Here is a 19,647-nt window from a genome sequence, read left to right as displayed (position 1 = left end):
GCTGAGGGCCGGTCATCCACCACAGATCCCCGGCCCTCCGCCTTCACTCACCCACACCCCTCGATGTGAAGGACGTGGACACCCATGCACGCTACCCACTACACCCATGCCCCGCCCAGCGCCGCGCGCGTCCCGCAACTGGACGCCACGGTGCGCGGCGGCATGATCTACCTCAAGTACTACGACCCCACCGGGGCCCGGTTCGGCCTGCCCACCTACCCCTACCGGTGGGCACCTCAGGGCCTGCTCACCGCCCGCCAGCTCCGCGCTCGGGGCCTGCGGCCCGGCGGACAGCCCATCGCCGCACAGATCCTGTGGCGCGACGGCGCCCGCGTCGCCTACCTCTACCGCGAGGACTTGGCCAAGCCCAAGCGCACCGCCACCCCGGCCCAGCAGGCCGCGATCGCCAAAGCGCTACGCGCCCGGCGTACCTGCTCCACCTGCGGACGCGAGCGCTGGTACTACATTCCCCGCTCGCTGGGCGAATGCCTCGACTGCGCGGAACAGTCCGGGGGCCTGGCATGAGCGACTTCACCGTCAACCCCACTCTTACACCCCAGACACCTCACCGCGTCCGGCGCGTGGTCGAGAACGACGAATACGCCGCGTTCCTGCGCCGCATCCTGCGCGCCTACAGCCGACGCATCGCCGCCGGCGACGTCGAAGCCCTCGCCCACCTCGCCGAGGTCGCCGACGAACTCCACACCACCATGCACACCGCCGTGACCGGCCTGCGTGCCTACGGCTACTCCTGGGCCGACATCGCCCGCCCGCTCGGGATCACCCGGCAAGCCGCCCAACAGCGCTTTGGCGGCGACAGCCCATGACCACCCTCACCTTGTCCGGACAGACCTGTGGTCTCCGCTGGTCCGACGAGCTGGACCCCTGCGGCCAACCCGCCGTCGCACTCGTCATCGGTGGCTGCGTCCACGAGCACATCACCCGCGACCACCTGTGCGTCGACCACCTCGGCCCGGCGCTGGCCCGCAAATTCCACTGCCACCCCTGCTGGGACGGCCCTGACTCGCACGGCTGCCCGGTCCTCGCCCGCGAGGTGACCTCATGAGCACTGAACGAGCCGAGAACCTCGTCCAGGTCCTCATCCTGCTGCTGGTCGGCACCATGGCCGGTGCCGCTTCCTTCACCCACGTCCACGACTGGACCATGGCCAACAGCCCATCCGGAACCGGCGACTGGTTCGGCTGGGCCAACGCCGTCATCTCCGAACTCACCCCCACCGCCGCCGGATTGGAGATCCGCCGCCGCAAACGCCATCACCAATCCATCGGCTACCCGATGGCGGTCCTGGTCGCCGCCGCCAGCCTGTCCATCGCCGCGCAGATCGCCGTCGCCAAACCCGGCCCCACCGGCTGGCTCCTGGCCACCGTCCCGGCCCTGGCCTTCCTCGCCCTGTCCAAACTGGTGCTCTCACGCACCACACCCACGGCACCCAACGGGCCCGGCCTCCCGGACGCGGACGCGGCACCCGCCGTGCAGGTCGACACCCCGGCCGTCCCGGTCGACCTGCCCGCACTCGAAGCCGACCACCACACCCCGGCCGATTCTTCGGCCGATTCGGTTCCGCCGCACCTGATCACCGGTGCCCGGATGGCGGCCTTCACCCACCACCAAAACACCGGCCAACCCATCACCGTCGACGCGCTCGCCGACCACCTCGGCATCACCACCGGCCAAGCCGCCGTGATCCTGCGCGACTTCCAGGCACCCGCCCCCGCCGCCTCCGAGCACGAAGGGGACCGCCTGTGACATACCATCCGGCGTCTGGTTCGACGCTGGCTCTCGCGCCCGGGACCGCTTCCACGGCCCCGGGCACGGGGGCGAACACCGAACCTCGCCAACTGCGCCTACCCACCTCAACTCATCGGCTGCCGCCCTCACGCATCACTCGCCGCCCACTCCTGGCCACCGACACCGCCCTCGACCGCGCCGGAGACGGCTACTTCGACTGGCTCGACCACGTCTGGCCCGCCGCCGGATGCACCCACCCCATCCGCCTGTTCGGCGACCTCGACACCGTCGACACCCGTACCGGCGAGATCACGCGCACCTTGCCCACCACCGCCATGCCGGACGGCGTGATCTACAAAGCCTGCGGCAATCGCCGTGCCACCGTCTGCCCCTCCTGCGCCGACACCTACCGCCGCGACGCCTTCCACCTCATCCGCTCCGGCCTGGCCGGAGGCAAAACCGTCCCCACCACTGTCACGCGCCACCCGGCCGTGTTCGCCACCCTCACCGCACCCTCCTTCGGGCCCGTCCACGCCCGCCACGTCCGCCGCCATACCTGCACCGACAAGACCCGCTGTAGTTGCCGCCCCGACCCCTGCCACGCCCGCCGCGAGCGCACCCACTGCCCCCACGGCCAACTTGTCGCTTGCTTTGCCCGCCACGGCCCCCGCGACGACCGCCTTGGGCAACCGCTGTGCCCGGACTGCTACGACCACGACCACCACGTCATCTGGAACAACCACGCGGGCGAACTGTGGCGACGCACCAAACAAGCCATCACCCGCCGCCTCAACCAACTGGCCCGTCAACGCGGGCTGGCCCCGGTCCGGGTCTCTCATGGCAAGGTCGCCGAATTCCAGGCACGCGGCGCGGTCCATTTCCATGCCCTGCTCCGCTTGGACGGCATCGATCCCGACGACCCGACGTTGATTGTCCCACCGCCGTCCGGGATCACCGCCGCCGATCTCGACGACGCGATCCGCTACGCCGCAGCGCACATCGCCTACACCACCGACCCGCACCCGGCCTGGCCCGGCGGCTGGCCCATCACCTGGGGTGAACAGGTCGACGTTCGTATCATCAGCCTGCACGGCGAGTCCGTCAGTGACGCCATGGTGGCCGGTTACCTCGCCAAATACGCCACCAAAGGCACCGAGATCACCGGACACACCTCCCGCCGCCTCCACACCCACAACATCGCGCTCTACGCCAACCCCGGCGGCACCCACACCGAACGCCTCGTCCACGCGGCCTGGACCCTCGGCGACCACCCCGGCTTTGAATCCCTGCGTCGCTGGGCGCACATGCTCGGCTTCGGCGGCCACTTCCTCACCAAAGCCCGCCACTACTCACTCACCTTCGCCGCCCTACGCGCCGCACGCCTTCACTACCGCCGCACCCAACCCCAAGGGCCTGACTACTCCGATGAACGGATTCAGCGTCAAGACGACCTTGACGCCGAAACCACGATCGTCCTCGCCCGCCTGTCCTACGTCGGCACCGGCTGGAAAACCACCGGAGACGCCCTCCTGGCCAACACCGCCGCCGACCAAGCCCGCCGACGACACCAAGCCGGACGCGAAGAACTCGCTCATGAACTCGCTGCTGAAAGACCTCTCGCTGCCTGATGACTGGAGATCAACACATGGACCTTGTACGTGATCGGACTTGGACGCCAGACGAAGTGGCCCGCTTCCTCGGCGTCCCGAAAGCCACGCTCTATCAATGGCGGTATCTCGGCACCGGCCCGAAGGCCAGCCGGGTTGGCCGTCACCTGCGCTACCTCCCTGACGATGTTATCGCCTGGTTCCGGGAGCAGCAGAACGCGGCATGAGCATCTATGACCGCTGGCACAAGACCCACCCCAAGCCCGGTGACCAGCCGTGCCGGGAACACAGCCGCGGGAAGACCCGGCTGTATCCCAGTGCTGATCACTTCAAGGGTGACCGCTGGCAAGTTCGGTGGCGGGACGAGACCGGGCAACAGTGCAAGCGGAACTTTCCGAAAAAGGCCGGGACTGATCCCGAAACCTGCGCGGAAGCTTTTGATGCTCAACGTAAGGCAGACACTGACCGAGGTGAATGGATCGACCCTCGCCTTGGACGCACCCCGTTTCGCGATTACGCCCCGATCTGGATGAAGTCTCGGCTGCATAGGCCCAGCACGGTTGAGACGTATGAGGGGCACCTGCGCAATCACATCAATCCGGGATTCGGCGGCTTGGGCCTGGCCGCCATCCGTCCCACCCTCGTCCAACAATGGGTGCGGGACCTACAGGTCGTCACGGGTCTGGCTCCCCGTACGATCGGCACCGTCTACGGGATCTTCGCCAGCATTATGCGGGGTGCGCTGCGGGACGGGTACCTGCGTAAGAGCCCCTGCGTGGACATCCGACTGCCGGAAGTGCGCCCGACCGTTGTCCGCCTGCTGTCCCCTGCACAGGTTCTCGCCCTGGCCGCTGCGATGCCCGACCGGTACGGCATCCTCGCCCTACTCGGCGCTGGGCTCGGCCTGCGGCAGGGTGAAGCCTTCGGACTGGCTCTCGACCGTATCGACCCCACCACCGAGATGGTCACGGTAGATCAGCAAGTTGTCGTGATCGATCGCAAACCGGTGCTGGCCTCCCCCAAGACTCCGGCTTCTCTGCGGGACGTCCCCTTGCCGGCCTTCGTGCTCGACGGCATCACGCGACACGTCGAGCTGCTCGACCTGTTCCCTGCTGCGGTGTTGTGCCGGACACCACGTGGCACCTTGCTCCGGCGGGACTACTTCAACAAGAACATCTGGAAGCCCGCCATCGAGAAGGCCGGTCTGCCGAGTGACACCACGTTTCACGACCTACGGCACACCTTTGCCAGCACGGCCCTGGCTGAGGGCGTGCCGATCTCCGAGGTGTCGCGGTGGCTCGGGCACAAGTCCATCACCATCACGGTCGACCTCTACGGGCATCTCGTGCCGGAGGCGAGTGGGCGTGCCCGGGATGCGCTGGATAAGGCGTTCAACGCGGCGGTTGTGCCCTGAATGTGTCCTGAGCGATCGTGAACCTGATTGCGGCCCTGGTCAGAAGGTCGAAGGGCGGACGAGCCGGCCTGTAAGCCGGGTTCTGTGCCCGCCGTCCCTCGGGGCGGCGGGTGACGGCCATCCATCTCGGACCGCCGTTGCCGGCGGCCTCCAGCGGTCTACCCGCAGGCTCGGGCGGGCAGCCCTCGGGCACCTGCGCGGAACCTCTCGGCCCCTTCTTGACCTTGCTCCGGGTGGGGTTTACCGAGCCGCCCACGTCACCGTGGGCGCTGGTGAGCTCTTACCTCACCGTTTCACCCTTACCGCCGGCGGACCGGCGGCGGTTTGCTTTCTGTGGCACTTTCCCGCGGGTCGCCCCGGGTCGGCGTTACCGACCACCCTGCCCTGTGGAGCCCGGACTTTCCTCGACGGGGATCGCTCCCCGACGCGGCCGTCCGGCCGGCTCGTCCGCCGTCCTTCAAGGTTAGTGGGTGCGCAGGTCACTTGCGCACCCGCTTCATCACTGGCTCCGCAAGTCGACTTGCGGAGGCCTACGGGAGGGTGGTCAGGGCCTCGTCCAGGCGGGACTGCGGGAGCGGGTGATCCTCCATCTGGCCGGAGAGGAAGCGGTCGTAGGCGGCCATGTCCAGGTGGCCGTGGCCGCAGAGGGCGGTGAGGATGACCTTGGGCTCGCCGGTCTCGACGCAGCGGCGGGCCTCCTCGACGGCGGCGGCGAGGGCGTGGGTCGGCTCGGGGGCCGGGATGATGCCCTCCGTCCGGGCGAACAGGAGGCCCGCCTCGAAGCACTCGCGCTGCGGCTTGGCCTCCGCCTCGAAGAGGCCCAGGTCGTACATGTGGGAGAGCAGCGGGGCCATGCCGTGGTAGCGGAGGCCGCCCGCGTGGATGGGGTCCGGGACGAAGTCGTGCCCGAGCGTGTGCATCTTGAGCAGCGGCGTCAGGCCCGCGGTGTCGCCGAAGTCGTAGGCGTAGCGGCCGCGGGTGAACGACGGGCACGCCTCGGGCTCGACGGCGCGGACGACCGGGTCCATGCGCCCGGCCAGCTTCTCGCGGAGGAACGGGAAGAACAGCCCGGCGAAGTTGGAGCCGCCGCCGGTGCAGCCCACGATCAGGTCGGGGACGTCGCCGACCGAGGCGAGCTGTTCGAGTGCCTCCTCGCCGATCACCGTCTGGTGCATCAGGACGTGGTTGAGGACGCTGCCGAGCGCGTACCGGGTGTCCTCGGGCGCGGCGGACTCGACGGCCTCGCTGATCGCGATGCCGAGGGAGCCGGGCGAGTCGGGGTCGTCCGCGAGGATCTTCGCGCCGGACGCGGTGAGCGGCGACGGGCTGGCGTGTACCCGCGCCCCGTACAGCTGCATCATCGAACGGCGGTACGGCTTCTGGTCGTAGGAGGCGCGCACCATCCACACCTCGCAGTCGAGGGCGAACTGGGCGCAGGCGAACGCGAGCGCGCTGCCCCACTGCCCGGCTCCGGTCTCGGTGGTGAGGCGGCGGACGCCCTGCCGTGCGTTGTAGTACGCCTGCGGGACCGCCGTGTTCGGCTTGTGCGACCCGACCGGCGACACTCCCTCGTACTTGACGTAGATGCGGGCCGGGGTGCCGAGGGTGCGTTCGAGGCGGTGCGCCCGGATCAGCGGCGTCGGGCGCCACAGCCGGTACACCTCGCGGACGTCCTCGGGGATGTCGACGTACCGGTCGCCGCTGACCTCCTGCGCGATGAGGTCCGTCGGGAACAGGGGCGCGAGGTCGTCCGGGCCGAGCGGCGCGCGGGTTCCGGGGTGGAGGGGCGGTGGCGGGGGCGCCGGCAGGTCGGGGACGACGTTGTACCAGCGCCTCGGGAGCCTCGATTCGTCCAGCAGGATCTTCGTGGTCACGGTCCCTCCCCAGGTCACGGTGCTTATCGCGCAGCGTAAGCGGCGGAGGATCAAGGGGGAAGGGCGTTCCGGTCAGGTTTCCCGGATACCGGTCAGGTTTCCAGATGGTGGACGTCGTTGAACGCGCGGAGCGACGCGGGGCCGTCGGCGTACCAGTCGATGGACGACAGCGCGGCCACGTCCAGGTGCATCCGGTACAGGGCCGTCATGGGCGCGCCCAAGGCGTCCCTCACCAGGAGTTTGATGGGCGTGACATGCGAGACGACCAGGACGGTCTGCTCCCGGTAGCGGACCTTCAACTTGTCCAGCGCCGTGCGGACGCGCCGGGACGCGTGCGCGAAGCTCTCCCCGCCGGGCGGCGCGACCTCCGGGTCGGCCAGCCACGCCTTCAGCTCGGCGGGCCACGCCTTGCCCGCCTCGGCGAACGTGAGCCCCTCCCATTCGCCGAAGTCGGTCTCGCGGAAGCCGTCCTCGACACGGACGTCCAGCCCGGTGACGGCGGCGACCTCGGCGGCCGTGGCGCGGCAGCGGGACAGCGGGGACGTGACGATCGCGCCGAGCCCGCGGTCCTTGAGGGCGAGGGCGGCGGCGCGGGCCTGGGCGACGCCGTTCGCGGTGAGCGGGACGTCGCCCGTCCCGGCGAATCGCTTCTCGGTCGACAGCGGCGTCTCGCCGTGCCGCAGCAGGACGGTCGTCATCGGCGTGCCCGACGGCGGCGCCCATGACGGCGTGGACGTCGAGGGCCCGGGCGACGACGGCGGCGGCTCCGGCTCCCCCGGCGTCTCCTCGACCTTGCGGACCCAGTGCTCGCCGCGCGCGGCGGCGTCCATGGCCTCGTTCGCGAGCCGGTCGGCGTGCGCGTTCCGGTTCCGCGGGATCCAGCCGTAGGACACCGGGCCGAGACCGTCTGCGACGTCCCGCGCCTGGAGCGCCAGCGGCACCATGTCCGGATGCTTGATCTTCCAGCGGCCCGACATCTGCTCCACGACGAGCTTGGAGTCCATCCGGACCTCGACGCGGGCGGACGGGTCGATCTGCGCCGCCGCCGTCAGCCCCGCGATCAGACCCCGGTACTCGGCCACGTTGTTGGTCGCGTGTCCGATCGACTCGGCGACCTCCGCGAGGACCTCCCCGGTGACCGCGTCCCGGACGAGCGCCCCGTACCCGGCCGGACCCGGGTTGCCGCGCGACCCGCCGTCCGCCTCGACGACCAGCTTCCGCGAGCTCACAGGCCCGACTCGGGTGTGCGGATGAGAATTCGGCGGCACTCCTCGCAGCGGACCACCTCGTCCTCGGCGGCGGTCCGGATCCGGTTCAGGTCGACGGTGTTCAGCGCCAGATGGCAGCCCTGGCACGCGCCGCGGAACAGCTTCGCCGCCCCGACCCCGCCGAACTGGCCGCGCAGCTTCTCGTAGAGGGCGAGCAGGTCGTCAGGGACGTCCTTGGCGACGGCGGTGCGCGCGGCGCTGGTCGTCCCGGCCTCCTCGTCGATCTCCCGCAGGGACGCGTCGCGGCGCTCGCTGAGCCCGGACAGCTCGTCCCGCACGGCGGACTGGTCGGCGCGCAGCGCCGCGACCCTGCCCTCCGCCTCCTCCGTCCGCTCCATGATCTCCAGCACGACCTCCTCCAGGTCGGACTGGCGGCGCTGCAGCGACTCGATCTCCGCCTGCAGGCTGCCGAGGTCCTTCGCGGACGCCACCTGCCCGGAGTCGAGGCGCTTCTGGTCCCGGTCGGCGCGGGTGCGGACCTGGTCGACGTCCTGCTCGGCCTTCTTCTGCTCCCGCTCCAGGTCGCCGACCTCCGTCTCGGCCGCCACGATCGCGTCGCGCACCTCGGTCAGGCGACCTTCGAGGCGCTCGATGTCCGCCAGCTCGGGCAGCGTCCGGCGGCGGTGGGCCAGCCGGTCCAGCGAGGCGTCGAGGTCCTGCAGGTCGAGCAGGCGAAGCTGGGCTTGCGGTGCGGCTTTCACAGTGCTCCTTCGTCGTGGAGGCGCCACGCGTCGGTGACGAGCGTGGACACCCGGGTCTCCAACTTGCCCGCTTCGGGGGAGGCCGCGGCCAGGCGCCGTCCGGCGTCGGCGAGCCAGGGCCATTCCGTCGCCCAGTGCGCGGCGTCCACCAGCGCCGGGCCGCCGTGCTCGGCGAACTCCGACGCCGGGTGGTGCCGCAGGTCGGCGGTGAGGTACACGTCGACGCCGGCGGCCCGCGCGGTGTCGAGCAGCGAGTCGCCCGCGCCCCCGCACACGGCGACGGTGCGGACGGGACGGTCCGGATCCCCCGCCGCGCGGACGCCCCAGGCCGTGGACGGCAGCCCGGCGGCCACCCGTCCGGTGAACTCCCGCAGCGTGACCGGCGCGTCCAGTTCCCCGATCCGGCCGAGGCCGCGGCGCGGATCGTCGTCGGCGGGGACCATCGGACGCAACTGTCCGGCGAGGCCGACCGCCCGCGCCAGCGCGTCCGACACTCCGGGATCGGCCCGGTCGGCGTTGGTGTGCGCGGTGTGCAGCGCCACCCCGTTCGTGATCAACCGGTGGAGGAGGCGTCCCTTCGGCGTCGTCGCGGCCACCGAGTGCACCCCGCGCAACAGCAGCGGATGGTGCGTCACCACCAGATCGGCGTCCCATTCGAGCGCCTCGTCCGCCACGGCGGCCACCGGATCGACGGCGAACAGCACCCGGCCGACCTCCTGGCCGGGGTCGCCGCAGACGAGCCCGACGGCGTCCCAGGGCTCCGCCCACGACGGCGGATACAACTCCTCAAGAACCTCGATGACATGGGAAAGGCGCACGTCCCGCAGGCTACCGCGCCCGGCCGCCCCCAACGAGCGTCACTCGGGGGTGCCCGGGTCTGGAACGATGGGGCGGGGGGCCAACCGATCGAGAGGAGACGCCATGTCGGCTTCCGGCGCCGCCGCGGAACCGGAGCCCGCAGAGCCCACCGCAGAACGTCCGTACATGCCCGGTTACGGCATCCAGGGGCCGGACCAGGGCAGCGGCCTGCTCCCGTGGTCATGGGCCGAGAAGAAGCTGCTGACCGCGCGCAACTTCTGGCTGTGCACCGTCCGGCCGGACGGGCGCCCGCACGCCATGCCGGTGTGGGGGGCCTGGTCGGGTGAGGCGCTCCTGTTCAGCAGCAGCGCCTCGTCCCGCAAGATGGCGAACCTGCGGGCGAACCCGCGGGTGACGGTCACCACGGAGGAGGCCGAGGACCCCGTCGTCATCGAGGGGGTCGCGGAGGTGCTCACCGAGAAGCGGGACCTGCAGCGGTTCATCGACCTGGTCAACTCCAAGTACGCCACCCGATATCGTGTGGACTTCCTGGACCCGGAGGTCAACGCGACCGTCGCGGTACGGCCACAGCGGGTGTTCGGGCTCCGCCAGGGAGACTTCACCGGATCTCCCACCCGGTGGTCGTTCGTCACCTGAACGCCCGCCGGGATCATTCTGGAGACTCATCGCGTTGGAGAGTGTGTGAAGCCACCCTTTCGCCGCCGCAAGCGCGTCAAGGGCCGCGCCATGGGCAACCGCCCGTCCGAGCCGGCCGAGCAGGAGACCGTCGAGTGGCCCCGTGACGGGACGGGCAAGTCGACCATGATGGGAGCCATCCGCGGCGACGGCAAGACCGGCGCGGGCTTCGGCGGCGGCATGTTCGAGGACCTCGCGTCCGTGTTCGAGGGCTCGAAGAAGATCAAGGTCGAGGAGCAGGAGCGGCAGAAGCTGCTCCGCCAGGACGACCACGAGCAGACGGGGTCGGGCAGCTCCCGCGACGACCTCGACTCCGGCAAGATCCGCATCCGCCGCGCCCCGCCGCCGGACTGAAGATCACTCCTCCGGCGCGTCCGCGGGCGTCCGGCCCGCGCGGACCCGCCGGAGACGAAGGGCGCGCACCGAAAGTCTGTTCGAACATTCGTTCGAATCCGGGTTATCCTTCCGTTGTGAGCACCTACGTTCCGCCCGGCTGGCCCTCGCAGGTGCATCCACCGGGCTCCGACCGATTCGAGGACACCGCGCTGACCTGGCTGCTCGAGCTCGTCCCGCCCGAGTACCGGCGCTACGGCGTCCTGCGCCGCTACCCCATCGCCCTCGCCCGCATGGCCCGCCACCACGTCGCCGCGTCCGTCGAGGCGGCCCGCGAGGGCTTCCGCACCGCCCGCGTCGACCTCGGCGACGTCGTCCCGCCGCACGGCGTCGAGTCCGTCCTGGACACCTACCGCCGCGAGGGCGCCCGCCTCGTCGCCCTCCTCCAGGGCATCGAGCTCGTCGAGACCGCCCTGCGCGGCCTCGCCGAGCCGGACGACCCCGCCCATCGCCGTCCCTTCACCCCCAAGCTGTGACCGTCCCGTTGACGCTGAGTCGCGGCGTGCGCAAGCCTTGACCAGACGTTGGCGGGAGGCGGAGTCCGGTGAGCGCACCACCTGGGTGGTACCCCGATCCAGAGTGGATGGGCCGCGAGCGCTACTGGGACGGACACACCTGGACGGACGAATCCCGCCGCTACGAACCCCGCTCCCGCCGCCACCGCACCACTCCCCCGCCCCCGCCCGGCACCCCCGAACCCCCCTGGCCCGCGCCGCTGCAGCGGGCGGGGGCGCAGGTCGTGGCGGGGGATGGTGCGGATGCTCGGTCTGGAGGGCCTTGGCTGCGGGAGGACGGGGCGGCCCAGCGGGTCCTGCCTCCGGGACGGACGGCGGCGGGGCCGGACGTCCCGGAACTCCGGCGGCGGCGGGTTGGGATGTCGGTCGGGCTGGTCGTGGTCTTGGAGGCCGCTGCCGTCTCGGTGGTCGCGGTCGGGTTGCACGTGGTGTGGCCCGGGTGGGGCGGGCTCGTGCCGGTCGCCGTGTGGACGGTCTCGTTGCTCGTCCCGCTGGGCGCTCGGAGGGCCTACGGCTGCCGGGAGCCGGACGCGGACGAACGAGGACGGCTGGAGCAGCCCTGGCGGGGCGCCCAGCGGCGCGCAGGCGGCGCCGCGTATCGGCTGATGGTCACGGAGTCGGACGGGTTGAACGCGTGCACGCCGTTCGGGAAGACGGTGGCGGTCACGTCCCATGCGGCCCGGTCGCTGCCTCCCGTCCGGCTGGAGGCGGTCCTCGCCCATGAGCTGGGGCACCGGGCGGGGACGGCGTTCGTCCGCGCGCAGGTGACGTTGCCGAGCCGGTTGTTGTGGTGGGTGTTGCGCACGCCGTGGGCGCTGGTCGTTTCCATGGGGAGACGGGCCGTCGCTTGGCACCGGCCGATCGGGTTCGTGCCGGCCTTCTTCGCGGCCGTCGTCGCGACGGCGGTCACGATCGTGGTGGCGTTGCCCGCCGGGGTCGCGGCCGCGGCGGCGTTGTCGGGGCGCCTGCTCGCCGGGCGTTCAGAGGCGCGGGCGGACGCGGCCGCCGTGCGGATGGGGCTGGGCGCCGATCTGCTGGCGGCGGTGGAGCACCGGATCGAGCAGGCCGATCGCGAGGACGGGATGCCGCTGCCGCTCGTCCGGCGGGCCCAGGGGATCCGCCGGCGGCTCGGCTGAGGCTGAGCGTTCAGCTCCTGCCGCCGAACAGGGGCGGCGGGCCGCCGTCTCGCCCAGGTGGGGGGCGCGGCGGGTTCTCGGGGGCGCGGGGGCCGGTCCGGGAGCCGGGCGGCGGTCCCGGGTCGGTCGAGAGCGGCGCGCGAGGCGGGGGCGGCGCGGGCTGGGCGGACCATTGCGGCGCCGAGGGGACGGTCCATGGCGCGGGCTGGGCGGTCGCGTCCGGGCCGGGGATGGCGGGCCGCCGCGGGACGGGCGGCGGCTCCGGGAGCGGGCCGGTGGTGACGCGCTCCAGCGTGATGATGGACGGGTCGCATTCGACGGGCGTGATGGTGCGTCCGCCGCCGGGCGCCGACTGGACGAGCAGCAGCGCGTGGTCGGGAAGGTGCTGGAGGGTGACGGGCTCGACGGCGTACTCGTACACGCGTTGCGTCGTGTCGGCGTCGCTCCAGTTGGTGCCTTCGGCGTAGGCGTAGGCGGCCGACCAGTTCCGGGACGTGGAGGTCGCGGTCCCCGCGGTGTCGCTGGTGCTGGTGCCGCCGCCCCGGTTGCCGCCGCGCTGGTGGGAGGTGGAGCGGTCGGGGAACATTCCGAACAGCTCGCCGCCCGAGTGGCTCGTGCCGGACGATCGGCTCGTCCCCCAATTGCTGGACGTGCCCGTCGTGCGGCTCGTGCTCAGGGTCTCCGTGTCGGTCTCGCCCTCGGTGCCGGTCGACGTGTGCGACTCGTTTCCGCCGATGTTCTTGGTGATCTGCGACAGGACGAAGCGGTGGTCGCGTCCGATGAAGTCGGCGGCGCGGGCGGCGTCCTCGTGGTTGCCGAGCCGCATGAACGCGACGGCGCCGCCGCCGATCAGCTCCGCGGACGTCTCGCGCAGCCGCCGGAACAGCAGGGTCAGCGGGACGCCGCGCCGCTCGCACGCGTCCGACAGCCGTTCCAGATGGCGGCGGGCCAGCTCGTCGGCGCCGGCGACGACGAGGGCGGGCGTCGACTCCCGCGACGCGGTGACGCGGTGCGTGACCCACTGCACGATCAGGTCGGTGAGCAGCTCGGACCTCACGTTGCGGGCCTGGCTGTCCAGCGCGATGCAGGTCAGGTAGCCCGCGCCCGCCGCGCCCGGCTGGGTGCCGAGGTTCTCCAGCGGGTGGACGTACGACTCGATCCGCGACAGGTTCGCGTGCGCCTGGCGGCGGTACTCGACGGTGAACAGCTCGCTCGCGATGCGCCGCCGCTCGTCGCGCGTCAGGGCGTCCCCGTCGTCGGGTTCGCCCATCAGCGCGCGGAGCGCCGCGGCGATCCGGCCGAGGGTGACGTCGTCGCCGAGGGCGTCGCAGACCTTGGTCAGGATCCGGTCGTCCATGCTGCGTTCGGCGCGGGCGGCGTCCGGGGCGCCGCCGTGCATGGACTCGACGATCGCGTCGACGAGGTCCTGCGTCGACAGGTCGGTCAGCAGGCTGGACGACGCCTGGCGGCTCGGCAGCAGCTGCGCGTCCACCCCCATCCGGGTCTCGCGCGACAGCTCGACCAGTTCCCGGCTGACGACCTCCCGGGACAGGTCCAGCACCAGCAGCGGCTGGACGGCGAGGGTGGACGTCCCGTACGTGGTGAGCAGCGCCTCCCACGCCCAGAGCGTCCCGCCGAACACGTCGAGGCGGTGGGCGGGACGCGGGGCCGCGCCCCATTCGGGCAGCCCGTCCAGCCGCGCGCGCTCGGCGGATTCGTGCGCCTGCTTGCGCGCCTGCCACTGGCGGGCCTGATCCTGGTATCCGGTCGCGTTCTGCCGCTGGGCGAGCTCGTGGGCCTCGCGGGCGTTCCGCCGCTGCCGGACGGCCCACACCGTCATCGCCGCGCCCGGGGCCATGGCGAGGGCGGCGAGCAGCAGTAACGCGAGCGGGACGGCGCCCGGGATCGCGGAGGCGGCGGCCCCGCCGGCGGCCAACACCGCCAGGAGCGCGCCGGCGCCCAGGCTGAGCGGCAGCGTCCGGGTCCGGTGGCGCCGCGCGAGCCGCTCGGTCTCCGCGACGCGGCGGGCCAGATACTCCGGCAGCGCCCGCTGCCGCGGCGGGACCTCGGGGAAGGGGCGCAGGAACCACCAGCGGTCCCGGAACACCCAGCCGAGCCGGGGGTCGGGGCTGAAGAGCCGCCCGACGCGTGACCGCGGCCCTCCGTGCTCGACGGGTTCACCCCTCACGACGCTGAACTCCCCGTTCTGCTCGGGTCCCGGGTCGATCGTCACGCGTACGCGGGGCCGGTGCGCGGCGATGCGCAAACCACCCAAGCAGATTGACAGCGGACTTGTCAGGCCGTCCGCGCGGGTGGGCCGGGCGCCGGCCGTGGGGTTTCGCCGTCCACCGCCGATCGCCGCGACGCGGACGCGGGGCTGCGCGAAGATGACCGGACGGTGATCGAGCCGGCGGACGAGGGGCGCGGAAAGAAATGACGGTCGAGACCTATTTCTCAGTCGACGTCGAGGCGGACGGGCCGATTCCCGGCCCGTACTCGATGCTCAGTTTCGGGATGGTGGCGTGCGGGACGTTCGACGGCACGGAGTTCACGGCGTCCGACCCGGCCGAGCGCACCTTCTACGCCGAACTGAAACCGATCGGCGACGATTTCGTCCCGGAAGCGCTGGCGGTGAGCGGCCTGGACCGGGATCGGCTGCGACGCGAAGGCCTCGACCCGGAGAAGGCGATGCGCGACGCGGCCGCATGGGTCAAGCAGGTGGCGGGCGGCGCCCTGCCGGTGCTGGTGGCGTATCCGCTCGCCTATGACTGGATGTGGCTGTACTGGTATTGGCTCCGGTACACGTCGCGTTCGCCGTTCGGCCATTCCCGCCACCTCGACATCAAGACCCTTTACGCGGCGAAGGCCAGGGCGATGGTCGCCCAGTCGACGAAGCGGCAGATGCCTGGCGCGCTGCTGTCCGGCCGTCCGCACACCCATAACGCGCTGGACGACGCGATGGAACAGGCGGAACTGTTCCAGAATCTGATGCGCTGGGACGGCTGACATGTGGGACGTGGTGCGCGGCCTGCCGGTCTGCCGCCTGCTGGAGGTCCCCCGCCCGGACGGAACGGACGGGCGCGAAGGGGCGGACGGCCGCGACGGGTGGCGCGACCAGCGGCTCGCCGCGCTCGTGTCGGCGTACCACGCGGGCGAGGACCCGGTGCTCGTCGGCTGGCGGCGCGCCGGGCCGTTCGGGCCGACGGAGGTGTTCGTCGGCGGCGGCGGTCTCCTCGCCGACCGCGACGGACCGTCCGCGACGCTCAGCCTCCCGGCCGGAGGGCACGGCGTGATGCTCCCGGACGGGATCGCCGAGAACTCCATGGCGCACTGGGTGAGCATCGGCGCCATCGCGGACGGCCTGCTCGTCGACGGCGACACGCCGGAAGAACCCGCGAGGCCGTCCCTGGAGGACGGTCTCCTCTCCGTGTGGATGCGGCCGTTCGCCTGGATGCTGGTGGCCGAGCCCGTGCGACCGGACGAGGCCGGACGGCTCGCCGACGATCTGGCCGACCGGCAGCAGCGCGCCCAGTCGATGGCGGAGCTGTCTCCGGAGGATGCGGTCACGGCCGTCCGGATGGAGCGGCGGCATCGCGAGCTGCGCCGGGCGGCGACGTCCGGGCTGTGGCGGGTGCACCTGATGGCGGGCGCGGAGTCGCCGCGGGCGGCCGCCCGCGTGGCGGCGCTGGTGTGCGCGTCGACCGACCTGAACCGGCTGCCGTATGCGCTGGTCCCGGGCGCGCCGGGCCCGTTCGAGGCGAGCACGCAGCTGGTGGCGGCGGTCGCGCGGCCGCCCGTCCGGGAGGTCGCCGGGGTCCGGTTCGTGATGCGGCCCGAGTTCGACGTGACGCCCGAGCCGACCGGCGACGGCGTCCCGCTGGGCCGGGTCCTGGACCGCGACCGCCGCGACGTCGGGCCGCTGTCGGTGCCGCTGTCCAGCCTGAACCGGCACACGTTCGTGTGCGGCGCGACCGGCGCGGGCAAGTCGCAGACCGTCCGGTCGCTGCTGACGGCGGCGTCGCGGGCCGGGCTGCCGTGGCTGGTCGTCGAGCCGGCGAAGGCGGAGTACCGGCTGATGGCCGCGCGGCTCCCGGACGCCGAGGTGATCACGATCCGGCCCGGGGACACGGAGGCGATCGCCGCCGGGATCAACCCGCTCGAACCGGCGCGGGGCCCGGACGGGCGGCCGTTCCCGCTGCAGACCCACGCCGACCTCGTCCGGGCGCTGTTCCTCGCGGCGTTCGACGCCGAGGAGCCGTTCCCGCAGGTCCTGTCGGCGGCGCTGACCCGCTGCTACGAGCGGCTCGGCTGGGATCTGGCGCTGGGCGAGCCGTCCGGAGCGGTCGCCGGAGGGTCGTCCGGCGGCCTGGCGGAGCCGCCGCGCTACCCCGCGCTCGCCGATCTGCAGGACGCCGCCGAGCAGGTCGTCACCGAGATCGGCTACGGCCAGGAGATCACCGACAACGTGCGCGGGTTCATCCGGGTTCGGCTGTCCAGCCTGCGGCTCGGCACGACCGGGCGGTTCTTCGAGGGCGGCCATCCGATCGACTTCGACGAGCTCCTCGCGCGCGACGTCGTGCTGGAGATCGAGGACGTCGGGGACGACCGCGACAAGGCGTTCCTGATGGGAACCGTCCTGGTCAGGCTGGTCGAGCACCTGCGGATGCGGCAGCGCGCCGGCGCCGCGCCCGGGCTGCGCCACCTGACCGTGTTCGAGGAGGCGCACCGGCTGCTGCGCCGCAGCGAGCAGGCGGGCCCCGCGTCCCACGCCGTCGAGACGTTCGCGAGCCTCCTCGCGGAGATCCGCGCGTACGGGGAGGGGCTGATCGTGGCGGAGCAGATCCCGTCCAAGCTGGTCCCGGACGTCATCAAGAACACCGCCGTCAAGATCGTCCACCGGCTGCCGGCGAAGGACGACCGGGACGCGGTCGGCGCCACCATGAACATCACCGACGCGCAGTCGCGGTTCCTGGTGACGCTCACGCCCGGCGAGGGCGCCGTGTTCGCCGACGGCATGGACTACCCGCACCTGATCCGCATGCCGGACGGCTCACATCTGGAGAACGCCGCCGCGCCGGTCGCGTCCCCGCGCGCGCTTGTGAGCCCCCGGAGCAGCACCTGCGGGGCGGACTGCCGAGACACGCCCTGCACCCTCCGCGACATGCGCAACGCCCAGCGCGCTGTGGCCGACCGTCCCGAACTGGTCCTGTGGGCGGAACTGGCCGCGGCGGCCCACCTGACCGGCTGGGGCCCACCGCGACTGAACGACCCCGTACTGGACGACGAAGACCTGCCCACGCGGCTCCGTGACTGCGCGCTCTCCCATGCGGTGGACGCCGCCGTCGCCGCCCGTGGCGCACCCGCGCGACTCGCCGACCATCTCACGGTCGTCTTTCACGGACTCCACTGCGCGGACGACGAGACCGAATACTTCGCGGTCCCCTATCGCTGGTGCCTCGTCCTAGAGGAACTCCAGCAAGCGCACCATGTGTCGCCTGACGCGGGCAGGCATCCCCGTAGCGAAGAATGGGCGTCCCGCTACAGGAGAGCCATTCCCGGTGACACTCTCTCCGACCAACTCGGTCACGTCACCGCCTGGTGGGACCGCGACCAACGCGACCTGAACGCCCGCAACAACGCGCTGTGGGGAGGAAACCCATCGGCGATAGAAACGGCCGTGGGCGCGGTCCGTACCGATACCGACTGGCCTGAGCGCTTGCGCGAAGCGACGTCCCGCTTCGGCAATGTGGACGGCCTGCTCGGCGCCTACCTCACCGCCACTACCACACCGGACGCCGATTCTCATGCATGATGTGAATCATGGGGGTCTTGGAGCATGCGGCACCGAATCTGATCGACGTTCTCCGGCGTGACGCCTGGTGGATGGGCTGGAACACCCTTCTGGCCTGGATCCCGGTGGCACTGGCCTGGGCGCTCTTCCGCGGCCGGCAGCTCTCCCGCTCGCCCTTCTGGTGGGCCGGGCTTGTTCTTTTCGTTCTTTTCTTGCCGAACGCCCCGTACGTCGTGACCGACCTGGTCCATCTCCGCGGCGACATCGTGCAGGCCGACCGCGGCGGGCCCGTCGTCAGCGTCATCCTGCCCGTCTACGCGCTGTTCGTCGGCTCCGGCTTCCTGGCCTACTACCTGGCCCTCGGCGCCGCGCTGCGCCACCTCGCCCGCCTCGGCCTCGGCGCCTGGCAGGGCCGCGTCACGATCGCCGCGCACGCCGTCTGCGCCATCGGCGTCTTCCTCGGCCGCTGGGCCCGCCTCAACAGCTGGGAACCGGTCGTCGACCCGCACGCCACCGTCGAGCGGATCGTCGTCCACCTGACCTGGACCTGGGCGCCCATCCTGATCGGCGGAACGTTCATGGTCACCTGGCTCTGCCACTTCATGACCAGGGCGATCGCCGAGGCGTCCTTCGACGCCACCGTCAGGAGCGCCCGCCGCCTCCGCGCTACCCTGACGTCCTGACCGCCCCCGGTCGGGGGGCGCCGGGGCGTCAGGCGGCGTAGTTGCGGACGACGCGGAGCGCGTCGGCGCCGTGCGGGCCCTCGGCGACGAGGCCGGTCTCCTCGGGCGTGAGGCGGCGGGCGCCGAGACGGCAGAACTCCGAGGCCAGGCCGGTGATCCTCGTGGGGGCGGCCGGGTCGCCGAAGGTCCAGCGCGTCCCGTACGGGGCGGTGAGGTCGCAGAAGACCGGGACGTCCGGGAGCCCGTCGAGGGCGAACGCGTACGCCAGCGTCCGGTGCGCCAGCCACGCCACGTGGCGGATCCGGTCGGTGTCGGGGTACGGGATGCCCAGCGGGACGGCGATGTCCTGCGCGTGGGCCCAGTGCTCGGCGAGCCTGGTCGTGGCCAGGGTGCGGGGTGACAGCGACATCCGCACCCAGGACAGGCGCGTCCCCGGAGGATGGGCGCGCAAGGCCTCCGGGGTGGCGAAGGCGGCCTTGCGCCAGCGCGCCAGCAGGTCTCCGGGCGCCGTCCCGCGCTCGGCGGCGACCATGGCGTCGGCGACGCCGTCCATGGTCGTCTCCGGCTCCGGCGACAGGAAGGCCACCCCCTCCCCGATGGACGGATCGGTGATGATCTCCTCGGTCTGCGCCAGGTGCAGGACGACGTCGGAGACGCTCCACCCGTCCGCGCCCGACGGCCGGGACCATTGCTCCGGGGTCAGCGCCTCCAGCATCGCGTCGAGCTGCCGGTACTCCGCGGCGAGATCGTCGAGTATGTCCGCCATCCCGCCAGCGTACCGAATCTCGTTCGGCATGGGGCGTTCTCGCGCCCGTCAAAACCGGCTATGCCGCTGATATCGGGATCTGGTGGCGGGGCGGTCATCCCGCGATCAGGTAGCGGGGCGGGCGGCGGACGGCGGGGGCGAGGCGGGCCGTGATCCGCTTGCGGATGGCGGGGACGGCGGACGCGGGCGCCAGGGCGGCGACGCAGGCGCCTATCGTCCGGCCGCCCAGGGCACCGGCGTCCAGGGCCGCTTCCAG

20 protein-coding genes and 1 other RNA gene are annotated in these 19,647 nt (G+C 72.0%); 14 read left to right on the top strand and 7 right to left on the bottom strand.

Features of this window, described 5'->3' with window-relative positions; translation table 11 throughout:
- Positions 1-84: 84 nt before the first annotated feature.
- From ACH34T_RS28950 to ACH34T_RS28920, 7 genes are read left to right on the top strand one after another with little or no spacing between them, the layout of a single operon-like run.
- On the top strand, positions 85-525 hold the full coding sequence (locus ACH34T_RS28950; RefSeq protein WP_396024092.1) for an RRQRL motif-containing zinc-binding protein: 441 nt from the start codon (positions 85-87) through the stop codon (positions 523-525).
- Positions 522-827: a hypothetical protein gene (locus ACH34T_RS28945; RefSeq protein ID WP_396024091.1), complete on the top strand. Its 306-nt coding sequence runs from the start codon at positions 522-524 to the stop codon at positions 825-827. The genes ACH34T_RS28950 and ACH34T_RS28945 overlap by 4 nt, the downstream gene beginning before the upstream one ends.
- Entirely contained in the window at positions 824-1,066 is a 243-nt protein-coding gene (locus ACH34T_RS28940; protein ID WP_396024090.1) for a hypothetical protein, read from the top strand. The genes ACH34T_RS28945 and ACH34T_RS28940 overlap by 4 nt, the downstream gene beginning before the upstream one ends.
- Positions 1,063-1,767: a hypothetical protein gene (locus ACH34T_RS28935; protein WP_396024089.1), complete on the top strand. Its 705-nt coding sequence runs from the start codon at positions 1,063-1,065 to the stop codon at positions 1,765-1,767. The genes ACH34T_RS28940 and ACH34T_RS28935 overlap by 4 nt, the downstream gene beginning before the upstream one ends.
- Positions 1,764-3,377, top strand: a complete 1,614-nt coding sequence (locus tag ACH34T_RS28930) for a replication initiator (protein ID WP_396024088.1) — start codon at positions 1,764-1,766, stop codon at positions 3,375-3,377. The genes ACH34T_RS28935 and ACH34T_RS28930 overlap by 4 nt, the downstream gene beginning before the upstream one ends.
- Positions 3,378-3,394: 17 nt before the next feature.
- Complete coding sequence (locus ACH34T_RS28925) at positions 3,395-3,583, top strand: helix-turn-helix transcriptional regulator (RefSeq protein ID WP_396024087.1); 189 nt, start codon at positions 3,395-3,397, stop codon at positions 3,581-3,583.
- The gene (locus tag ACH34T_RS28920) at positions 3,580-4,770 is read left to right on the top strand and encodes a tyrosine-type recombinase/integrase (RefSeq protein ID WP_396024086.1); all 1,191 of its coding nucleotides are present in this window, start codon (positions 3,580-3,582) and stop codon (positions 4,768-4,770) included. The genes ACH34T_RS28925 and ACH34T_RS28920 overlap by 4 nt, the downstream gene beginning before the upstream one ends.
- Before the next feature lie 55 nt (positions 4,771-4,825).
- On the opposite strand, the gene rnpB is transcribed toward ACH34T_RS28920, so the two are convergent.
- From rnpB to ACH34T_RS28895, 5 genes are all read right to left on the bottom strand, one after another.
- Positions 4,826-5,216: RNase P RNA component class A (gene rnpB, locus ACH34T_RS28915), an RNA gene on the bottom strand.
- An 84-nt stretch (positions 5,217-5,300) separates the two neighbouring features.
- The gene (locus tag ACH34T_RS28910) at positions 5,301-6,644 is read right to left on the bottom strand and encodes a TrpB-like pyridoxal phosphate-dependent enzyme (RefSeq protein WP_396024085.1); all 1,344 of its coding nucleotides are present in this window, start codon (positions 6,642-6,644) and stop codon (positions 5,301-5,303) included.
- Between the two features lie 92 nt (positions 6,645-6,736).
- A complete protein-coding gene (locus ACH34T_RS28905) occupies positions 6,737-7,873 on the bottom strand; it encodes a bifunctional RNase H/acid phosphatase (RefSeq protein WP_396024084.1) in 1,137 nt (378 codons plus the stop codon).
- Entirely contained in the window at positions 7,870-8,613 is a 744-nt protein-coding gene (locus ACH34T_RS28900; RefSeq protein WP_396024083.1) for a zinc ribbon domain-containing protein, read from the bottom strand. The genes ACH34T_RS28905 and ACH34T_RS28900 overlap by 4 nt, the downstream gene beginning before the upstream one ends.
- Positions 8,610-9,431 carry a Nif3-like dinuclear metal center hexameric protein gene (locus ACH34T_RS28895; RefSeq protein ID WP_396024082.1) on the bottom strand — a complete coding sequence of 274 codons (822 nt, stop codon included), beginning with the start codon at positions 9,429-9,431 and terminating at the stop codon, positions 8,610-8,612. Before ACH34T_RS28895 ends, ACH34T_RS28900 begins: the two co-directional genes overlap by 4 nt.
- Positions 9,432-9,534: 103 nt before the next feature.
- On the opposite strand from ACH34T_RS28895, the gene ACH34T_RS28890 reads away from it, so the two are divergent.
- The 4 genes from ACH34T_RS28890 to ACH34T_RS28875 all read left to right on the top strand — a co-directional run bounded on the left by ACH34T_RS28890 (position 9,535) and on the right by ACH34T_RS28875 (position 12,151).
- The gene (locus ACH34T_RS28890; protein ID WP_396024081.1) at positions 9,535-10,068 is read left to right on the top strand and encodes a pyridoxamine 5'-phosphate oxidase family protein; all 534 of its coding nucleotides are present in this window, start codon (positions 9,535-9,537) and stop codon (positions 10,066-10,068) included.
- A gap of 45 nt (positions 10,069-10,113) precedes the next feature.
- On the top strand, positions 10,114-10,461 hold the full coding sequence (locus tag ACH34T_RS28885) for a DUF6191 domain-containing protein (protein ID WP_396024080.1): 348 nt from the start codon (positions 10,114-10,116) through the stop codon (positions 10,459-10,461).
- A gap of 116 nt (positions 10,462-10,577) precedes the next feature.
- Positions 10,578-10,976 (top strand): hypothetical protein, encoded by a 399-nt coding sequence (locus ACH34T_RS28880; protein WP_396024079.1) that lies wholly within the window; start codon positions 10,578-10,580, stop codon positions 10,974-10,976.
- A gap of 68 nt (positions 10,977-11,044) precedes the next feature.
- Complete coding sequence (locus ACH34T_RS28875) at positions 11,045-12,151, top strand: DUF2510 domain-containing protein (protein ID WP_396024078.1); 1,107 nt, start codon at positions 11,045-11,047, stop codon at positions 12,149-12,151.
- Between the two features lie 10 nt (positions 12,152-12,161).
- On the opposite strand, the gene ACH34T_RS28870 is transcribed toward ACH34T_RS28875, so the two are convergent.
- Positions 12,162-14,339, bottom strand: a complete 2,178-nt coding sequence (locus tag ACH34T_RS28870) for a hypothetical protein (RefSeq protein ID WP_396024077.1) — start codon at positions 14,337-14,339, stop codon at positions 12,162-12,164.
- Between the two features lie 245 nt (positions 14,340-14,584).
- Between ACH34T_RS28870 and ACH34T_RS28865 the strand changes: the two genes are divergently transcribed.
- From ACH34T_RS28865 to ACH34T_RS28855, 3 genes are read left to right on the top strand one after another with little or no spacing between them, the layout of a single operon-like run.
- On the top strand, positions 14,585-15,157 hold the full coding sequence (locus ACH34T_RS28865; RefSeq protein ID WP_396024076.1) for an exonuclease: 573 nt from the start codon (positions 14,585-14,587) through the stop codon (positions 15,155-15,157).
- A 1-nt stretch (position 15,158) separates the two neighbouring features.
- Positions 15,159-17,963: an ATP-binding protein gene (locus ACH34T_RS28860; protein WP_396024075.1), complete on the top strand. Its 2,805-nt coding sequence runs from the start codon at positions 15,159-15,161 to the stop codon at positions 17,961-17,963.
- A gap of 8 nt (positions 17,964-17,971) precedes the next feature.
- On the top strand, positions 17,972-18,625 hold the full coding sequence (locus ACH34T_RS28855) for a DUF1361 domain-containing protein (RefSeq protein ID WP_396024074.1): 654 nt from the start codon (positions 17,972-17,974) through the stop codon (positions 18,623-18,625).
- Between the two features lie 28 nt (positions 18,626-18,653).
- On the opposite strand, the gene ACH34T_RS28850 is transcribed toward ACH34T_RS28855, so the two are convergent.
- Positions 18,654-19,391, bottom strand: coding sequence for a maleylpyruvate isomerase family mycothiol-dependent enzyme (locus ACH34T_RS28850; RefSeq protein ID WP_396024073.1), 738 nt, complete (start codon positions 19,389-19,391; stop codon positions 18,654-18,656).
- Positions 19,392-19,647 lie beyond the last annotated feature (256 nt).

The organism is Actinomadura sp. 9N215, from assembly GCF_044326345.1.
Lineage (GTDB): Bacteria > Actinomycetota > Actinomycetes > Streptosporangiales > Streptosporangiaceae > Spirillospora.
This window is presented reverse-complemented; position numbering and strand designations above follow the sequence as displayed.

Excerpts from the sequence above, each read along its gene's own strand:
- ACH34T_RS28950 (WP_396024092.1), top strand. The coding sequence starts at position 85 with ATGCACGCTACCCACTACACCCATGCCCCGCCCAGCGCCGCGCGCGTC.
- ACH34T_RS28945 (WP_396024091.1), top strand. The coding sequence starts at position 522 with ATGAGCGACTTCACCGTCAACCCCACTCTTACACCCCAGACACCTCAC.
- ACH34T_RS28850 (WP_396024073.1), bottom strand. The coding sequence starts at position 19,391 with ATGGCGGACATACTCGACGATCTCGCCGCGGAGTACCGGCAGCTCGAC.
- ACH34T_RS28860 (WP_396024075.1), top strand. The coding sequence starts at position 15,159 with ATGTGGGACGTGGTGCGCGGCCTGCCGGTCTGCCGCCTGCTGGAGGTC.
- ACH34T_RS28890 (WP_396024081.1), top strand. The coding sequence starts at position 9,535 with ATGTCGGCTTCCGGCGCCGCCGCGGAACCGGAGCCCGCAGAGCCCACC.
- ACH34T_RS28865 (WP_396024076.1), top strand. The coding sequence starts at position 14,585 with ATGACGGTCGAGACCTATTTCTCAGTCGACGTCGAGGCGGACGGGCCG.
- ACH34T_RS28925 (WP_396024087.1), top strand. The coding sequence starts at position 3,395 with ATGGACCTTGTACGTGATCGGACTTGGACGCCAGACGAAGTGGCCCGC.
- ACH34T_RS28935 (WP_396024089.1), top strand. The coding sequence starts at position 1,063 with ATGAGCACTGAACGAGCCGAGAACCTCGTCCAGGTCCTCATCCTGCTG.
- ACH34T_RS28940 (WP_396024090.1), top strand. The coding sequence starts at position 824 with ATGACCACCCTCACCTTGTCCGGACAGACCTGTGGTCTCCGCTGGTCC.
- ACH34T_RS28920 (WP_396024086.1), top strand. The coding sequence starts at position 3,580 with ATGAGCATCTATGACCGCTGGCACAAGACCCACCCCAAGCCCGGTGAC.
- ACH34T_RS28855 (WP_396024074.1), top strand. The coding sequence starts at position 17,972 with ATGGGGGTCTTGGAGCATGCGGCACCGAATCTGATCGACGTTCTCCGG.